Annotated in this window: 13 protein-coding genes and 2 pseudogenes; 9 read left to right on the top strand and 6 right to left on the bottom strand. The window is 71.3% G+C overall.

Annotated elements, in window-relative coordinates:
* Positions 1–59: 59 nt before the first annotated feature.
* A complete protein-coding gene (locus tag D6270_RS04590; RefSeq protein WP_109166612.1) occupies positions 60–1,289 on the bottom strand; it encodes a DUF349 domain-containing protein in 1,230 nt (409 codons plus the stop codon).
* 202 nt (positions 1,290–1,491) lie between these two features.
* On the bottom strand, positions 1,492–2,286 hold the full coding sequence (locus D6270_RS04585) for a peptidylprolyl isomerase (RefSeq protein WP_109166613.1): 795 nt from the start codon (positions 2,284–2,286) through the stop codon (positions 1,492–1,494).
* A 147-nt stretch (positions 2,287–2,433) separates the two neighbouring features.
* Here D6270_RS04585 and D6270_RS04580 point away from each other — a divergent pair, with 147 nt between their 5' ends.
* Entirely contained in the window at positions 2,434–3,123 is a 690-nt protein-coding gene (locus tag D6270_RS04580; RefSeq protein WP_109166614.1) for an MBL fold metallo-hydrolase, read from the top strand.
* A gap of 20 nt (positions 3,124–3,143) precedes the next feature.
* Positions 3,144–4,406, top strand: coding sequence for a histidine--tRNA ligase (gene hisS, locus D6270_RS04575; RefSeq protein WP_109166615.1), 1,263 nt, complete (start codon positions 3,144–3,146; stop codon positions 4,404–4,406).
* Positions 4,407–4,500: 94 nt separating this feature from the next.
* Here the strand turns inward: hisS and D6270_RS32780 are convergent.
* Together D6270_RS32780 and D6270_RS04565 are read right to left on the bottom strand one after the other, a co-directional pair.
* Positions 4,501–4,746: pseudogene (locus D6270_RS32780) on the bottom strand (helix-turn-helix domain-containing protein); the annotation flags it as partial.
* 155 nt (positions 4,747–4,901) lie between these two features.
* Positions 4,902–5,407 (bottom strand): annotated as a pseudogene (locus D6270_RS04565) (ATP-binding cassette domain-containing protein); the annotation flags it as partial.
* A 136-nt stretch (positions 5,408–5,543) separates the two neighbouring features.
* Here D6270_RS04565 and D6270_RS04560 point away from each other — a divergent pair.
* Together D6270_RS04560 and D6270_RS04555 are read left to right on the top strand one after the other, a co-directional pair.
* Positions 5,544–6,182 (top strand): vitamin K epoxide reductase family protein, encoded by a 639-nt coding sequence (locus tag D6270_RS04560; RefSeq protein WP_109166616.1) that lies wholly within the window; start codon positions 5,544–5,546, stop codon positions 6,180–6,182.
* A gap of 52 nt (positions 6,183–6,234) precedes the next feature.
* Positions 6,235–7,599, top strand: a complete 1,365-nt coding sequence (locus tag D6270_RS04555) for a replication-associated recombination protein A (RefSeq protein WP_109166617.1) — start codon at positions 6,235–6,237, stop codon at positions 7,597–7,599.
* 22 nt (positions 7,600–7,621) lie between these two features.
* Here D6270_RS04555 and D6270_RS04550 read toward each other — a convergent pair whose 3' ends face one another.
* A complete protein-coding gene (locus D6270_RS04550) occupies positions 7,622–8,323 on the bottom strand; it encodes a DUF2470 domain-containing protein (protein WP_109166618.1) in 702 nt (233 codons plus the stop codon).
* A gap of 188 nt (positions 8,324–8,511) precedes the next feature.
* Between D6270_RS04550 and rpsD the strand changes: the two genes are divergently transcribed.
* Positions 8,512–9,126 carry a 30S ribosomal protein S4 gene (rpsD, locus tag D6270_RS04545; RefSeq protein ID WP_015607373.1) on the top strand — a complete coding sequence of 205 codons (615 nt, stop codon included), beginning with the start codon at positions 8,512–8,514 and terminating at the stop codon, positions 9,124–9,126.
* 17 nt (positions 9,127–9,143) lie between these two features.
* Here the strand turns inward: rpsD and D6270_RS04540 are convergent, their stop codons facing one another.
* The gene (locus D6270_RS04540) at positions 9,144–11,354 is read right to left on the bottom strand and encodes an ATP-binding protein (protein ID WP_109166619.1); all 2,211 of its coding nucleotides are present in this window, start codon (positions 11,352–11,354) and stop codon (positions 9,144–9,146) included.
* Between the two features lie 255 nt (positions 11,355–11,609).
* On the opposite strand from D6270_RS04540, the gene D6270_RS04535 reads away from it, so the two are divergent.
* From D6270_RS04535 to ruvX, 4 genes are read left to right on the top strand one after another with little or no spacing between them, the layout of a single operon-like run.
* Positions 11,610–12,068, top strand: coding sequence for a DUF948 domain-containing protein (locus tag D6270_RS04535; RefSeq protein ID WP_109166620.1), 459 nt, complete (start codon positions 11,610–11,612; stop codon positions 12,066–12,068).
* Between the two features lie 7 nt (positions 12,069–12,075).
* Complete coding sequence (locus D6270_RS04530) at positions 12,076–12,423, top strand: DUF6167 family protein (RefSeq protein ID WP_109166621.1); 348 nt, start codon at positions 12,076–12,078, stop codon at positions 12,421–12,423.
* Positions 12,423–15,092, top strand: coding sequence for an alanine--tRNA ligase (gene alaS, locus D6270_RS04525; protein ID WP_109166622.1), 2,670 nt, complete (start codon positions 12,423–12,425; stop codon positions 15,090–15,092). Before D6270_RS04530 ends, alaS begins: the two co-directional genes overlap by 1 nt.
* Positions 15,093–15,100: 8 nt before the next feature.
* Positions 15,101–15,574 carry a Holliday junction resolvase RuvX gene (gene ruvX, locus D6270_RS04520; RefSeq protein ID WP_202418881.1) on the top strand — a complete coding sequence of 158 codons (474 nt, stop codon included), beginning with the start codon at positions 15,101–15,103 and terminating at the stop codon, positions 15,572–15,574.
* Positions 15,575–15,600: the final 26 nt, after the last annotated feature.

Here is a 15,600-nt window from a genome sequence, read left to right as displayed (position 1 = left end):
AGCGGCAACGGAGAGGCCCCGGTACGCGATCGCGTACCGGGGCCTCTCCGACAGCCGTATCAGCCGCCGAACTCCTCCAGGCCCTTCAGAGCCTGGTCCAGCAGCGCCTGCCGGCCCTCCAGCTCCTTGGCCAGCTTGTCCGCGCGGGCGTTGTTGCCCGACGCACGCGCGGTGTCGATCTGGCCGCGCAGCTTGTCCACGGCAGCCTGGAGCTGACCGGTCAGACCCTCGGCGCGGGCCCGCGCCTCCGGGTTCGTCCGGCGCCACTCGGACTCCTCGGCCTCCTGGAGCGCCCGCTCCACCGCCTGCATCCGGCCCTCGACCTTCGGGCGGGCGTCACGCGGTACGTGGCCGATGGCCTCCCAGCGCTCGTTGACGGCCCGGAAAGCGGCGCGGGCCGCCTTCAGGTCCTTCACCGGCACCAGCTTCTCGGCCTCGGTGGCGAGCTCCTCCTTGAGCTTGAGGTTCTCGCCCTGTTCGGCGTCGCGCTCCGCGAAGACCTCGCTGCGGGCGGCGAAGAAGACGTCCTGGGCACCGCGGAAACGGTTCCACAGGTCGTCCTCGGCCTCGCGCTGGGCGCGGCCCGCCGCCTTCCACTCGGTCATCAGGTCGCGGTAGCGCGCGGCCGTGGTCACCCAGTCCGTGGAGCCGGACAGCGCCTCGGCCTCCGTGACCAGCTTCTCCTTGGCCTTGCGGGCGTCCTCGCGCTGGGCGTCCAGCGCGGCGAAGTGGGCCTTGCGCCGCTTGGAGAACGCCGAGCGGGCGTGCGAGAAGCGGTGCCACAGCTCGTCGTCCGACTTGCGGTCCAGGCGGGGGAGACCCTTCCAGGTGTCCACCAGCGCCCGCAGCCGCTCACCGGCCGACCGCCACTGCTCGCTCTGCGCCAGCTCCTCCGCCTCGGCGACCAGCGCCTCCTTGGCGTGCTTGGCCTCGTCGGTCTGCTTGGCCTTGAGGACCTTGCGCTCCTCGCGGCGCGCCTCGACCGTCGCCACGAGCGCGTCCAGACGCTTGCGGAGTGCGTCCAGGTCGCCCACCGCGTGGTGCTCGTCCACCTGCTGGCGCAGATGGCCGATCGCGGTCGTCGCGTCCTTCGCCGACAGGTCGGTGGTCTTCACCCGCCGTTCGAGGAGGCCGATCTCGACCACAATGCCGTCGTACTTGCGCTCGAAATAGGCCAGAGCCTCCTCGGGGGAACCGGCCTGCCACGATCCGACGACCTGCTCGCCGTCGGCTGTACGCACGTACACGGTGCCCGTCTCGTCGACGCGGCCCCACGGGTCGCTGCTCACAGCGCCTCCTCCACCTGATGCCTGCGAAGGGGTTCGCCCCCCGGGCATCGTCCACAGTTTCCTCGGGCGGGCCTCGCCCGCCCTGCACAACGCCAATCTAGGCGACCGGCCGCCCGGCTGTCCGCACTCAGCGCGGCTGAAATTATCCGCTCCCGCCCGGCGGCCCAGGGCGCCGGAGCTGCCCCGGGGCCGTACGGCCGGGTCAGTCCTTCTTCACGGTCGCCTTCTCGATCTCCACGGCCTTCTTCGGCGCACCGTCGCCCGCGCCGCCCTCGACACCCGCGGCGCCGACCTTCTCGACGGCCTTGAGCGAGGCCTTGTCCAGCTTGCCGAACGGGGTGTACGTGGGCGGCAGCTTGGTGTCCTTGTAGACCAGGAAGAACTGGCTGCCGCCGGTGCCCGGCTGGCCGGTGTTGGCCATCGCCACCGTGCCCGCGGGGAACGTCACCGTGCCGTCGCCGCCCGCCTCGCCGAGCGCCTTGAGGTTCTCGTCGGGGATGTTGTAGCCGGGACCGCCGGTGCCGTCGCCCTTGGGGTCGCCGCACTGGAGGACGAAGATGCCCTGCGTGGTGAGGCGGTGGCACTTCGTACCGTCGAAGTAGCCCTTGTCGGCGAGCGCCTTGAAGGAGTTCGCCGTGTGCGGGGTCTTCGCCGCGTCCATGGAGAACGCTATGTCGCCCTGGCTCGTCCCCAGCGACATCGTGTACGTCGCCTTCTTGTCGATCTCCATCGGCGGCTCGGGAGCCTTGCTCTCGCTCTCCGAAGGCGTCGGCTCAGGGCTCTGGCTCGCGGCCGCCTCGGTCTTCTTGTCGTCCTTGCCGTCGTCCTTGCCCGCCACGATGAACGCGCTCACACCGACGACGGCGACCACGGCCACCGAGGCCGCGACGATCGCGGTGATCCGCCGCGTCCTGCGCCGGGCTTCCTCCCGGCGCTTCTGCTGGCGCTCGAACTTCTCCCGGGCGAGCTGCCGCCGCCGCTGTTCGCTGCTGGACACCGGTTGGGCTCCTTGTACGTCGTGAGATCGGGGCTGGGCTGCCCGTACCGTATATGGGTTACCTGTGTCATGAGGAGCGCCGGTAGGCTCTGATCTGCTGCATCCTCCGCTGCGGCCGCATCCTCCGGACGAACATTAAGGACGATCGTGCTCATTGCCGGGTTCCCCGCCGGGGCCTGGGGGACCAATTGCTACCTGGTCGCCCCCGCCGCCGGTGAGGAGTGCGTGATCATCGACCCGGGCCACCAGGCCGCCCAGGGTGTCGAGGAAGCGCTGAAGAAGCATCGGCTCAAGCCCGTCGCCGTCGTGCTCACCCACGGCCACATCGACCATGTCGCCTCGGTCGTCCCCGTCTGCGGCGCCCATGACGTCCCCGCCTGGATCCACCCCGAGGACCGCTACATGATGAGCGATCCGGAGAAGGCGCTCGGCCGCTCCATCGGGATGCCGCTCATGGGCGAGCTGACCGTGGGCGAGCCGGACGACGTCAAGGAGCTGACCGACGGGTCGAAGCTGACCCTGGCCGGGCTGGAGTTCGGCGTCTCGCACGCGCCCGGCCATACCAAGGGGTCGGTGACGTTCGGGATGCCCGAGGCCGCGGACATCCCGCCGGTCCTCTTCTCGGGCGACCTGCTCTTCGCCGGCTCCGTCGGACGCACCGACCTGCCCGGCGGCGACCACGCCGAGCTCCTCGAGTCGCTGGCCCGTGTGTGCCTGCCGCTCGACGACTCGACCGTGGTGCTGTCCGGCCACGGCCCCCAGACGACCATCGGCCGCGAGCGAGCCGCCAACCCGTTCCTGAACGGTCTGGACGCGTCGCCGCGCCGAGGACTGTAGAAGACGAGAGACGTATCCACGTGAGCACCTTCCAGGCCCCCAAGGGCACGTACGACCTGACCCCGCCGGACTCCGCGAAGTTCCTGGCGGTGCGCGAGGCCATCTCCGCGCCCCTGCGGGACTCCGGCTACGGCTACATCGAGACACCCGGCTTCGAGAACGTGGAGCTGTTCGCGCGCGGTGTCGGTGAGTCCACCGACATCGTCACCAAGGAGATGTACACCCTCACCACCAAGGGCGGCGACCAGCTGGCGCTGCGCCCCGAGGGCACCGCGTCCGTCCTGCGCGCGGCCCTGGAGGCCAACCTCCACAAGGCCGGCAACCTCCCCGTCAAGCTCTGGTACTCCGGCTCGTACTACCGCTACGAGCGCCCGCAGAAGGGGCGCTACCGCCACTTCTCGCAGGTCGGCGCCGAGGCCATCGGCACCGAGGACCCGGTGCTGGACGCCGAGCTGATCATCCTCGCCGACCAGGCGTACCGCTCGCTCGGCCTGCGCCAGTTCCGCATCCTGCTGAACTCCCTCGGAGACAAGGAGTGCCGCCCCGTCTACCGCGAGGCGCTCCAGACCTTCCTGCGCGACCTCGACCTCGACGAGGAGACCCGCCGCCGCATCGAGATCAACCCGCTGCGCGTCCTGGACGACAAGCGGGCCGACGTACAGAAGCAGCTCACCGACGCGCCCAAGCTCCGCGACTACCTCTGCGACGCCTGCAAGGCGTACCACGAGGAGGTCCGCGCTCTGCTGACGGCGGCCGGAGTCGTCTACGAGGACGACGAGAAGCTCGTCCGGGGCCTCGACTACTACACCCGCACGACCTTCGAGTTCGTCCACGACGGCCTGGGCTCCCAGTCCGCGGTGGGCGGCGGCGGCCGTTACGACGGCCTCTCCGAGATGATCGGCGGCCCCGCGCTGCCCTCGGTCGGCTGGGCCCTCGGTGTGGATCGCACGGTCCTCGCCCTGGAGGCGGAGGGCGTCGAGCTCGACCTCCCCGTCACCACCAGCGTCTACGCCGTCCCGCTCGGCGAGGAGGCCCGCCGGGCGCTGTTCGCCGTCGTCACCGAGCTGCGCCGCGCGGGCGTCCCCGCCGACTTCGCCTTCGGCGGCCGTGGCCTGAAGGGCGCGATGAAGAGTGCCAACCGCTCGGGCGCGCGCTACACCCTGGTGGCGGGCGAACGCGACCTGGCCGAGGGCGTCGTCCAGCTCAAGGACATGGAGTCCGGCGAGCAGGACGCGGTGCCGCTGGCCGGGGTCGTGGCGGAGCTGACGAAGCGCCTCGGCTGACCGAGCCGTGAACGGGGCGCGGGCGGCAGGACCCCAGGTCCCACCGCCCGCGCCTTTCGCGTCCGCTCACAGCAGCCGTGGCACATCGACCTCGTAGCGCGGCGGTCCGGTCGCTGACGCCCAGCTTGCCGAAGACCCGCAGCAGATGGGTTGTCACCGCCGACTCGCCGATGAGCAGCCGCCGCCCGGTCTCCGCGTCGGTGCACCCCTCCGCCACCAGCCGCAGCACCTGCGGCCCCCGCTCCGAGAGCCGGGGCAGCTCCGGCGCCTCGCGCGACCGGTCCACCAGCCGGGTCGCCACCGTCAGCGCGAGCACGGTCTCGCCACGGGCCGCCGCCCGAGGATCAACGCCGCACCCCTTGTCCCGTACGGACGGGGTCAGGGCGGCGGAGACGAACTGGAGCACAGGAACGGCAGGATGACCACCGAACCCGCGCTCCGGCCCGGCCCGGGCAGGCGGCTGATCGCGATGCCGAGCAGGGTGCGCGCCGCCGTCCTCCGCCGGGCGGCCGGATCGAAACCGGTGGGCGGCTCGTCCAGCACCAGGAGTCCGGGGGAGCCGATCACCCCGAGCGCCCCATCGAGGCGCCGCCGCTGACCGCCCGGGAGGGCCTTGGCCCGGGAACCCGCCTTCGCCTCCAGGCCGACCGGGGCGATGGTCTCGTCGGGGTCGCGCGGGTGCGGGTAGGAGCGGGCGAAGGGCCGGACCGTCTCCCGTACCGTCAACTCGGCGGGTGCCGAACCATCCTTCCAAGCGATCCCGACCCGGGATCGTTGACGGCGGCCGGCCGTCGCGGGGTGGGCGCCGAGGACCTCCATACGGCTGCGTCCCGGTCCCGCTGCCCCTGGAGCACATCCACGCAGGCGCTCCTCCCGGCACCCTTCGGGCCGAGCGGTCCGGACACCTCACCCCGGTGGATGTCCAGGTCCAGGCCGTGCGGGGCGCTCACACCGCCGTATCGCTCACGCGGTCCGCGCACGTTCACAACTAGTTCCGTCAGGGCCCCGGGCGTTCCGCCGCGCCGCCGGTTCCCTGCCCACCGGACGTACACCTTTATGTCCATCGAACGGTTGACCGGTGCAGGGGTGCGGCACAATGACCTTGCCCGGCTGACCACTCGGTGATGGAACGGCGATATGACGACTGCTGCGGTAGACCACGACCTCTCCTCCGACCAGGGCGAGGGCGGCGGCAAGCGCACCTTCGGGGCCGGACGGGGTCTCGCCCTGCTCCTGATGATCACCGGCGCGGCCGGTCTGCTGGCCTCCTGGGTCATCACCATCGACAAGTTCAAGCTGCTGGAGGACCCGTCCTTCACACCGGGGTGCAGCCTCAACCCGGTTGTCGCGTGCGGCAACATCATGAAGAGCGATCAGGCCTCCGCGTTCGGGTTCCCCAACCCGATGCTCGGCCTGGTCACGTACGGCATGGTCATCGCCATCGGGGTGGGCCTGCTCGCCGGCGCCCGCTACCGCAACTGGTTCTGGCTCGGCCTCAACGCGGGCACCCTCTTCGGGGTCGGCTTCTGCACCTGGCTCCAGTACCAGTCGCTGTACAACATCAACTCGCTCTGCCTCTGGTGCTGCCTGGCCTGGGTCGCGACGATCATCATGTTCTGCTACGTGACCACGCACAACATCAAGCACCGCATCCTCCCCGCGCCCGCCTGGCTGCGCAGCGGGCTGACCGAGTTCCACTGGGTGCCGCCGGTGCTCTGGATCGGGATCATCGGGATGCTGATCCTGACGCGCTGGTGGGACTTCTGGACCAGCTGACCGGAGCCCGCCGCCCGGGGCGTTGTCAGTGGGGTCGCATAGGCTTCATGACGTGGAGCCCGACCTCTTTACCGCAGCCGCCGAAGACCGCCAGGAGAAGGACCCATCCAGCAGCCCCCTCGCTGTCCGGATGCGTCCCCGTGTCCTCGACGAGGTCGTCGGCCAGCAGCATCTGCTGAAGCCGGGCTCGCCGCTGCGCCGGCTCGTCGAGGGGAGCGGCGGTCCGGCCGGTGCCTCGTCGGTGATCCTCTGGGGCCCGCCCGGCACCGGGAAGACGACTCTGGCGTACGTGGTCAGCAAGGCCACCAACAAGCGCTTCGTGGAGCTCTCCGCGATCACCGCGGGCGTCAAGGAGGTCCGGGCCGTCATCGAGAGCGCGCGCCGCGCCACCGGTGGCTTCGGCAAGGAGACCGTCCTCTTCCTGGACGAGATCCACCGCTTCTCCAAGGCCCAGCAGGACTCCCTGCTCCCCGCCGTGGAGAACCGCTGGGTGACGCTGATCGCCGCCACCACGGAGAATCCGTATTTCTCGATCATCTCGCCGCTGCTCTCGCGCTCCCTGCTCCTCACCCTGGAGCCGCTCACCGACGACGACCTGCGCGATCTGCTGCGCCGGGCGCTCACCGACGAGCGCGGGCTCGGCGGAGCCGTCACCCTGCCCGAGGACGCGGAGGCACACCTCCTGCGCATCGCGGGCGGCGACGCGCGCCGGGCGCTGACCGCCCTGGAGGCGGCGGCCGGTGCGGCGCTCGCCACACACGAGGCGGAGATCACGCTGGAGACGGTCGAGGCGACCGTCGACCGCGCCGCCGTGAAGTACGACCGCGACGGCGACCAGCACTACGACGTGGCCAGCGCGCTCATCAAGTCGATCCGCGGCTCCGACGTGGACGCCGCTCTGCACTACCTGGCCCGGATGATCGAGGCGGGGGAGGACCCCCGGTTCATCGCCCGGCGGCTGATGATCTCCGCCAGCGAGGACATCGGCCTCGCCGACCCCACCGCGCTGCCCACGGCGGTGGCGGCCGCCCAGGCCGTCGCCATGATCGGCTTCCCGGAGGCGGCGCTCACCCTCAGCCACGCCACGATCGCCCTGGCGCTCGCGCCCAAGTCCAACGCGGCGACGCTCGCGATCTTCGCCGCGCAGGAGGACGTCCGGAAGGGTCTCGCGGGCCCCGTCCCGGCCCATCTGCGCGACGGCCATTACAAGGGCGCGGCCAAGCTCGGCCACGCCCAGGGCTATGTCTATCCGCACGATGTGCAGGGCGGTATCGCCGCCCAGCAGTACGCCCCGGACGCGGTCAGCGACCGGCTGTACTACACCCCCACCCGGCACGGCGCCGAGGCGCGGTACGCGGACGTGGTGGAGCGGGTCCGCGAGCGCCTGGGCCGTGGCGGCGGTGCGGACCCGTCCTGACGTACGGGCGGTGGCTCCGGGATCAGGACGCGGCCGCCTCGAAGAGGGTGTGCATCGCCCGCCGCAGCTCGGTGACGTCCCGCACCGGCTCCGGGAACTCGAAGCGGGCGTCGAAGCACGACCCCTTCTCCTCCACGAAGCGCACCCGCAGCCCGAAGCGGTCCAGCGCCACCGGCACGGCTGTGGGCCGGTGGGAGGAGCAGGCCCGCGCCGTCCGCTCGCCGAGCAGCCCGCACAGCGTGCGCATCCGGTCGTCGTGGGCGGAGTGCAGATGCTGGAGCAGCTCCGCCTCGTGGCCGGCGAGCGGGTCGGGGGCGGTGTCCCGGAAGTCCTCCGCCTCGATGTCCTCGGCGCCCCAGAGGTCGTCCACGTACGCCTCGCCGAATTCGAGGCGCAGCATCATCCGGCCCGGTGCCGCTACGCCGGGTACGGAGGTGAGCCAGCCGGAGATCCAGGCGCGGCCCCGGATGCGGTGCGGTACGGAGACCGGGGCGACGTCCGTGATCTCCAGCACGGCGGTCAGCTCGTCGCCCTGGGCGTGGGTCGCGGCCCGAACTGCCGGGGAATCCGCGGGGAATTCGAGGAACAGGTCGCCCTCCGGCCCGACGCTCCGGCTGTCCGGAACCAGCGGTTCGGCACGGGCCAGATCCAGCCCCGGTACGACGAGCAGCGCGGAGCAGGTACTCTGTACGAGAGTTCGTGTGCGCTCGGCTGCTGACGGCATCCGAGTGTTTTCAAGCCCGCTGGGACGCGGCTGACCACGATCAGATCGGCCTTCCGTCGTAGCAGCACCTTCAGGTGTGCTGCCGCTGTCTGTGCTGTCCGTGACGTGAGTGGTGTTCCCAGGGCGAGACATGCGATCTCCTTGAGTAAGGTAAGCCTAACCTAACCTACAACGGAGGTCTGGAGAACGTGCCTAACCAGTCGCGTCCCAAGGTCAAGAAGTCGCGTGCCCTCGGCATCGCTCTGACGCCCAAGGCTGTCAAGTACTTCGAAGCTCGTCCGTACCCGCCGGGCGAGCACGGCCGTGGCCGCAAGCAGAACTCGGACTACAAGGTCCGTCTGCTGGAGAAGCAGCGCCTGCGTGCGCAGTACGACATCAGCGAGCGCCAGATGGCGCGCGCCTACGACCGTGCCAAGAAGGCCGAAGGCAAGACGGGCGAGGCGCTGGTCGTCGAGCTCGAGCGCCGTCTCGACGCCCTGGTCCTGCGTTCGGGCATCGCCCGCACCATCTACCAGGCCCGTCAGATGGTCGTCCACGGCCACATCGAGGTCAACGGTGGCAAGGTCGACAAGCCGTCCTTCCGCGTGCGCCCCGACGACGTCGTCCAGGTCCGCGAGCGCAGCCGCACCAAGGTCCCCTTCCAGGTGGCCCGCGAGGGTGGCTACGACACCGACGGTGAGACCCCGCGCTACCTCCAGGTGAACCTGAAGGCCCTGGCCTTCCGCCTGGACCGGGACCCGAACCGCAAGGAGATCCCGGTGATCTGCGACGAGCAGCTCGTCGTCGAGTACTACGCCCGCTGATCCAGGCGTAGCCGCTCTCACCAGCGCTCCGGCCCGCCCCTCCCTGTCATCCGGGAGGCGGCGGGCCTTCGCGTTCCCCCGGCGGCACCACCACCCTCCGCCCCGGACGTGTCGCGCTGCCCCCGGGCCTCGCCACCGCCCCCGCCGAGCGCCCGCTCCACCGCCGCGGCCCGGTCCAGCCGCCTCCCGGCCCGCAGTCCCGCCTCGTACGCCGCGTCCCCCAGCTCCCGCCGCACCTGCTCCTCGCACTCCATGCGCGGCCGCCCGAAGTGCACCGAGCCGAACAGTGGCGGCCCCACCGACGGCCAGATCCGCTCCGCCGCCCCTTGCAGCACCGCAGCCTCCCCGGCATCGCCCTCCACCGCCGTCACCAGTGCCAGCAGCTCCAGCGACAGCGCCGTGACCAGCAGGTCGTCGAAGGTCCGGCCGATCGACAGGCACTCCCCGAGCATCCGCCGAGCCCGCTCCGGCAGCCCCCGCCGCAGCGCCGCATAGGCCAGGACGTAGAGCGCGTACGCCAGCGCCCACCGCTCCCCGTGGTCCTCGCACAGCTCCCGGACCTCCTCGCAGATGTCCGCCGCCGCGGCCAGATCTCCCTGGAACGCCACCGCCATGGCCAGCTCCACCTGGGCCATCACCACATTGCTGTTCAGCTCACCGATCTCCCGGTAGCGGCCGAGCGCGTCGCGCAGCAGCACCTCGGCGCGCTCCGGGTCGTCCGTGACGACCGCCAGGCAGCCCGTGCGGTGGACCGCGTACGCCATCGCCGTGGCGTCCCCCGACCGCTCGGCCTGCTCCCGGCACTCCTGGAGCGCCGAGACCGCCCCGACCGCGTCGCCCTGGAGCACCGCCACGTACCCCAGCACCCACAGCACCTTCAGCCGTGAGGAGTCGTACGGGGTCGGCTCCTCCAGTACGTGCTCCAGCCAGTACCGGCCCTCCGACAGCCGCCCGCACCCCGCCCAGTAGAACCAGAGCGAACCCGCCAGATGGTGCGCCAGGTGGACCTCGTCGGGGCTCTCCATGGAGCACTCCATCGCCCGCCGGAGATTGGGCAGCTCGCTGTCGACGCGGGCCGCCACCTCCGCCTGGCGCGGCGAGAACCAGTCCAGCTCGCACCAGGTCGCGAGCCCCAGGAACCAGTCCCGGTGGCGACGCCGCATCCGCCGGGTGTCCCCGGCCGCCGCCAGCCACTCGGCGCCGTACTCGCGCACCGACTCCAGCAGCCGGTAGCGGGTGCCGGCCACACCGTCCGCACGCTCCACCACCGACTGGGCCAGCAGCGCCTCCAGTACGTCGAGGACCGAGTCGGCCGGCAGACCGGCGCCGCCGCAGATGTACTCGGCGGCCTCCAGGTCGAACTGCCCGGCGAAGACCGAGAGCCGCGCCCACAGCAGCCGCTGCTCGGGCGTGCACAGCTCATGGCTCCAGCCGATCGCCGTACGCAGCGCCCGGTGGTGGTGCGGGGCGCCCCGGCTGCCGCCCGTCAGCAGCCGGAACCGGTCGTCCAGGCGCAGCAGCACCTGGTCCACCGAGAGGGCGCGCAGCCGCCCGGCGGCCAGTTCGAGCGCCAGCGGGATGCCGTCGAGGCGGTGGCAGAGCTCCAGGGCGGCGGCCCGGTCCCCGGCCGTCGGCTCCCGGTCCGGCCGCACCGCCCGGGCCCGCCCCCAGAACAGCTCCACCGCGTCCTCGTCGCACAGAGGGGCGAGGGGGAACGTCACTTCACCGTCCACCAGGAGCGGCCGGCGCCCGGCCGCGAGCACCCGCAGCCCCGGCGCCCGGCGCAGCAACTCCCGTACGAGATCGGCGCAGCCGTCGACGAGGTGCTCGAAGCCGTCCAGCACCAGCAGCGCCCGGCGCTCACGGAGGTGGTCGACGAGCACGGCGCGCGGGGCCCTGCCGGTGTGGTCGGTCAGCCCCAGCGCCTCGACCACGGCGTGCTCCAGCAGGCCGGGGTCGTGGACGGCGGACAGCTCGGCGAGCCAGACCCCGTCGCAGTACCGTTTCTCCAGGAGCGCGGCGACCCTGCTGACACACCGGGTCTTGCCCACGCCCGCCGCTCCGACGACGGTGACGAGCCGGGACTCCTCCAGCAGCCCGTCCAGCGCGGTCAGTTCGTCCTCGCGGCCCACGAACCGGGTCAGCTCCGCCGGGACGTTGCCGCCCGGGGCGGTGGAACGGGAGTCCGGATCGTCCGGGTTCGTGGAAGGGTGCTGCAGGCGTCGCATGAAACACGCAGGGTACTGGCCTGGAAGCTCTCCGTACAATCGGGTCGCCGAACTCCCGCCCCGCTCGCGGAGAATGCCCCAGGGCCCGCCGGGAATGCGGTAGGGGAGCCGACGCGCGGCGCGATAGGCTCGTGGGACGACGATCGGGCGCGCGGGCGGGAGCCGGCGGCACCGATGGAGACGAGCCCCCGCAGGGGCCGAATGACAAGCAGACAAGCGACGAGCAGAGAGCGGTGCACAGTGTCCGGTGGAGAGGTGGCCGGGATCCTCGTGGCCGTCTTCTGGGCGATCCTGGTCTCGTTCCTCGCCGTGGTGCTGGTGAGGCTCGCCCAGACGCTCAAGGCGACCACCAAGCTGGTGGCGGACGTGACCGAACAGGCCGTTCCGCTGCTGGCCGACGCCTCGGCGACGGTGCGGTCCGCACAGACCCAGCTGGACAAGGTCGACGCCATCGCGAGCGACGTCCAGGAGGTCACCTCCAACGCCTCCGCGCTCTCCACCACCGTCGCCTCCACCTTCGGCGGCCCGCTCGTCAAGGTCGCGGCCTTCGGCTACGGCGTACGGCAGGCCCTCGGCCGCCGCACCGCCCCCGAGCCCGAACCGGAACCGGCGCGGAGCCGCTCCTCCCGCCGCACGGTGATCGTCGGCCGGACCGTACCTTCGGCGCGCGGACGTAAGCGCGAACGCCGAAACACCCGCGGACAGGAGGACTGATCCAGCGATGTTCCGCCGCATGTTCTGGTTCACCACCGGCGCAGCCGCCGGTGTGTGGGCCACCACCAAGGTCAACCGCAAGCTCAGGCAGCTGACGCCCGAGAGCCTCGCCGTGCAGGCCGCGGACAAGGCGATCGAGACCGGCCACCGGCTCAAGGACTTCGCACTCGACGTCCGCGAGGGAATGGTCCGGCGCGAAGCCGAACTGGGCGGCGCCCTGGGCCTGGAGGCACCGGTCGACCCCGACCTCCCCGTGCAGCGGCACTACGCCGTCGAGGCGGCCGAGCCCGCCGCCCGCCCGAACACGTACCGCAAGCTCCCCTACAACTCGGACAACCGGAATGAGGACCACTGATGGAGTCGGCTGAAATCCGCCGCCGCTGGCTGAGCTTCTTCGAGGAGCGCGGTCACACCGCCGTGCCTTCGGCGTCGCTCATCGCGGACGACCCGACTCTGCTGCTGGTCCCCGCGGGCATGGTCCCCTTCAAGCCGTACTTCCTCGGCGAGGTCAAGCCGCCCGCCCCGCGCGTCACCAGCGTGCAGAAGTGCGTGCGTACGCCGGACATCGAAGAGGTCGGCAAGACCACCCGGCACGGCACCTTCTTCCAGATGTGCGGCAACTTCTCCTTCGGGGACTACTTCAAGGAAGGCGCCATCCAGCTCGCCTGGGAGGCGCTGACCAACTCCGTCGAGGACGGCGGCTACGGTCTCGACCCCGAGAAGCTCTGGATCACGGTCTACCTCGACGACGACGAGGCCGAGGCCATCTGGCGCGACAAGATCGGCGTCCCCGCCGAGCGCATCCAGCGCCTGGGCAAGAAGGACAACTTCTGGTCCATGGGCGTCCCCGGACCCTGCGGTCCGTGCTCCGAGATCAACTACGACCGCGGCCCCGAGTTCGGCGTCGAGGGCGGCCCCGCCGTCAACGACGAGCGCTACGTGGAGATCTGGAACCTGGTCTTCATGCAGTACGAGCGCGGCGCCGGCGACGGCAAGGAGGACTTCCCGATCCTCGGGGACCTGCCGTCGAAGAACATCGACACCGGTCTCGGCCTCGAACGCCTCGCCATGATCCTCCAGGGCGTACAGAACATGTACGAGACCGACACCCTGCGCGTCGTCATGGACAAGGCCACCGAGCTGACCGGCGTCCGCTACGGCGCCGAAAAGGGCACCGACGTCTCGCTGCGCGTCGTCGCCGACCACATCCGTACGTCGGTGATGCTCATCGGCGACGGCGTCACCCCCGGCAACGAGGGCCGCGGCTATGTGCTCCGCCGCATCATGCGCCGCGCCATCCGCAACATGCGGCTGATGGGCGCCACCGGATCGGTCGTCAAGGACCTGGTCGACGTCGTGATCGACACGATGGGGCTCCAGTACCCGGAGCTGATCACCGACCGCAAGCGCATCGAGACGGTCGCGCTCGCCGAGGAGGCCGCCTTCCTCAAGGCCCTCAAGGGCGGCACCAACATCCTGGAGACCGCCGTCACCGAGACCAAGGCCGCCGGCGGCCAGGTCATCGCCGGCGACAAGGCGTTCCTGCTCCACGACACCTGGGGCTTCCCGATCGACCTGACCCTGGAGATGGCCGCGGAGCAGGGGCTCTCCGTGGACGAGGACGGCTTCCGCCGCCTCATGCAGGAGCAGCGCGACAAGGCGAAGGCCGACGCCCGCGCCAAGAAGACCGGGCACGCCGACCTGTCCGCCTACCGCGAGGTCGCCGACAACTCCGGTGCCACCGAGTTCACCGGCTACACCTCCACCGCCGGCGAGTCCACCATCGTCGGCCTGCTGGTCGACGGGGTGCCCTCGCCCGCCGCCACCGAGGGCGACGAGGTCGAGGTCGTCCTCGACCGCACCCCCTTCTACGCCGAGGGCGGCGGCCAGCTCGCCGACACCGGCCGCATCCGGCTCGACACCGGCGCCGTGATCGAGATCCGCGACGTCCAGAAGCCGGTCCCCGGCGTCCACGTCCACAAGGGTGTCGTCCAGGTGGGCGAGGTGACCGTCGGGGCCCCGGTCTTCGCCTCCATCGACTCCACCCGCCGCCGGGCCATCGCCCGCGCCCACAGCGCCACCCACCTCACCCACCAGGCGCTGCGCGACGCGCTCGGCCCGACGGCCGCCCAGGCCGGCTCCGAGAACTCGCCGGGCCGCTTCCGCTTCGACTTCGGTTCGCCCGCCGCCGTTCCCGGCACGGTCCTCACCGACGTGGAGCAGAAGATCAACGAGGTCCTCTCGCGCGAACTCGACGTCCAGGCCGAGGTCATGTCGATCGACGAGGCCAAGAAGCAGGGCGCCATCGCCGAGTTCGGCGAGAAGTACGGCGAGCGGGTCCGTGTGGTCACCATCGGCGACTTCTCCAAGGAGCTGTGCGGCGGCACCCACGTCCACAACACCGCCCAGCTCGGCCTGGTCAAGCTGCTCGGCGAGTCCTCCATCGGCTCCGGCGTACGCCGTATCGAGGCGCTCGTCGGTGTGGACGCGTACAACTTCCTCGCCCGTGAACACACCGTCGTCGCCCAGCTCCAGGAGCTGGTCAAGGGCCGTCCCGAGGAGCTTCCGGAGAAGATCGCGGGCATGCTCGGCAAGCTGAAGGACGCCGAGAAGGAGATCGAGAAGTTCCGCGCGGAGAAGGTCCTCGCGGCCGCCGCCGGGCTGGTCGAGTCCGCCAAGGACGTACGCGGCGTGGCTCTGGTCACCGGCCAGGTCCCCGACGGCACCTCCGCCGACGACCTGCGCAAGCTGGTCCTGGACGTGCGCGGACGCATCCAGGGCGGCCGCCCGGCCGTCGTGGCCCTGTTCACCACGGCCAACGGCCGCCCGCTCACCGTCATCGCCACCAACGAGTCCGCCCGCGAGCGCGGCCTCAAGGCCGGTGACCTGGTGCGTACGGCCGCCAAGACGCTCGGCGGCGGTGGCGGCGGCAAGCCCGACGTCGCCCAGGGCGGCGGCACGAACCCGGCCGCCATCGGCGACGCCGTCGCCGCTGTCGAACGCCTCGTCACCGAGACGGCGTGACGAGCGCGATGACGCGGATGCGCCGGGGCCGACGGCTCGCCGTCGATGTGGGGGACGCCCGGATCGGGGTCGCCTCGTGCGATCCCGACGGGATTCTGGCCACGCCGGTGGAGACCGTGCCGGGACGCGATGTCCCGGCCGCCCACCGGCGGCTCCGCCAGATAGTGGAGGAGTACGAGCCGATCGAGGTCATCCTGGGGCTGCCGCGCTCCCTCGGTGGCGGGGAAGGCCCGGCGGCAGCCAAGGTCCGCGACTTCGCCCAGGCGTTCGCCCGTTCGATCGCCCCCGTTCCGGTGCGGCTGGTGGACGAGAGGATGACCACAGTGACGGCCGCTCAGGGCATGCGCGCCTCGGGCGTGAAGTCCAGGAAGGGCCGGTCTGTCATCGACCAGGCTGCCGCTGTGGTGATCCTTCAGAACGCTCTGGAGTCCGAACGGGCGTCAGGCAATCCCCCGGGCGAGGGCGTCGAAGTGGTTGTCTGATCGCGATACGGTAACGTTCCGCGCGA

The organism is Streptomyces griseus subsp. griseus (assembly GCF_003610995.1).
Classification (GTDB): Bacteria; Actinomycetota; Actinomycetes; order Streptomycetales; family Streptomycetaceae; genus Streptomyces.
Note: the sequence above shows the minus strand (reverse complement) of the source record. Positions and strands in the feature narration are given on the sequence as shown.

Coding starts and splice junctions, on each gene's coding strand:
- D6270_RS04560 (WP_109166616.1), top strand. CDS start 5,544: ATGACGACTGCTGCGGTAGACCACGACCTCTCCTCCGACCAGGGCGAG.
- D6270_RS04550 (WP_109166618.1), bottom strand. CDS start 8,323: ATGCCGTCAGCAGCCGAGCGCACACGAACTCTCGTACAGAGTACCTGC.
- D6270_RS04540 (WP_109166619.1), bottom strand. CDS start 11,354: ATGCGACGCCTGCAGCACCCTTCCACGAACCCGGACGATCCGGACTCC.
- D6270_RS04530 (WP_109166621.1), top strand. CDS start 12,076: ATGTTCCGCCGCATGTTCTGGTTCACCACCGGCGCAGCCGCCGGTGTG.
- alaS (WP_109166622.1), top strand. CDS start 12,423: ATGGAGTCGGCTGAAATCCGCCGCCGCTGGCTGAGCTTCTTCGAGGAG.
- ruvX (WP_202418881.1), top strand. CDS start 15,101: ATGACGCGGATGCGCCGGGGCCGACGGCTCGCCGTCGATGTGGGGGAC.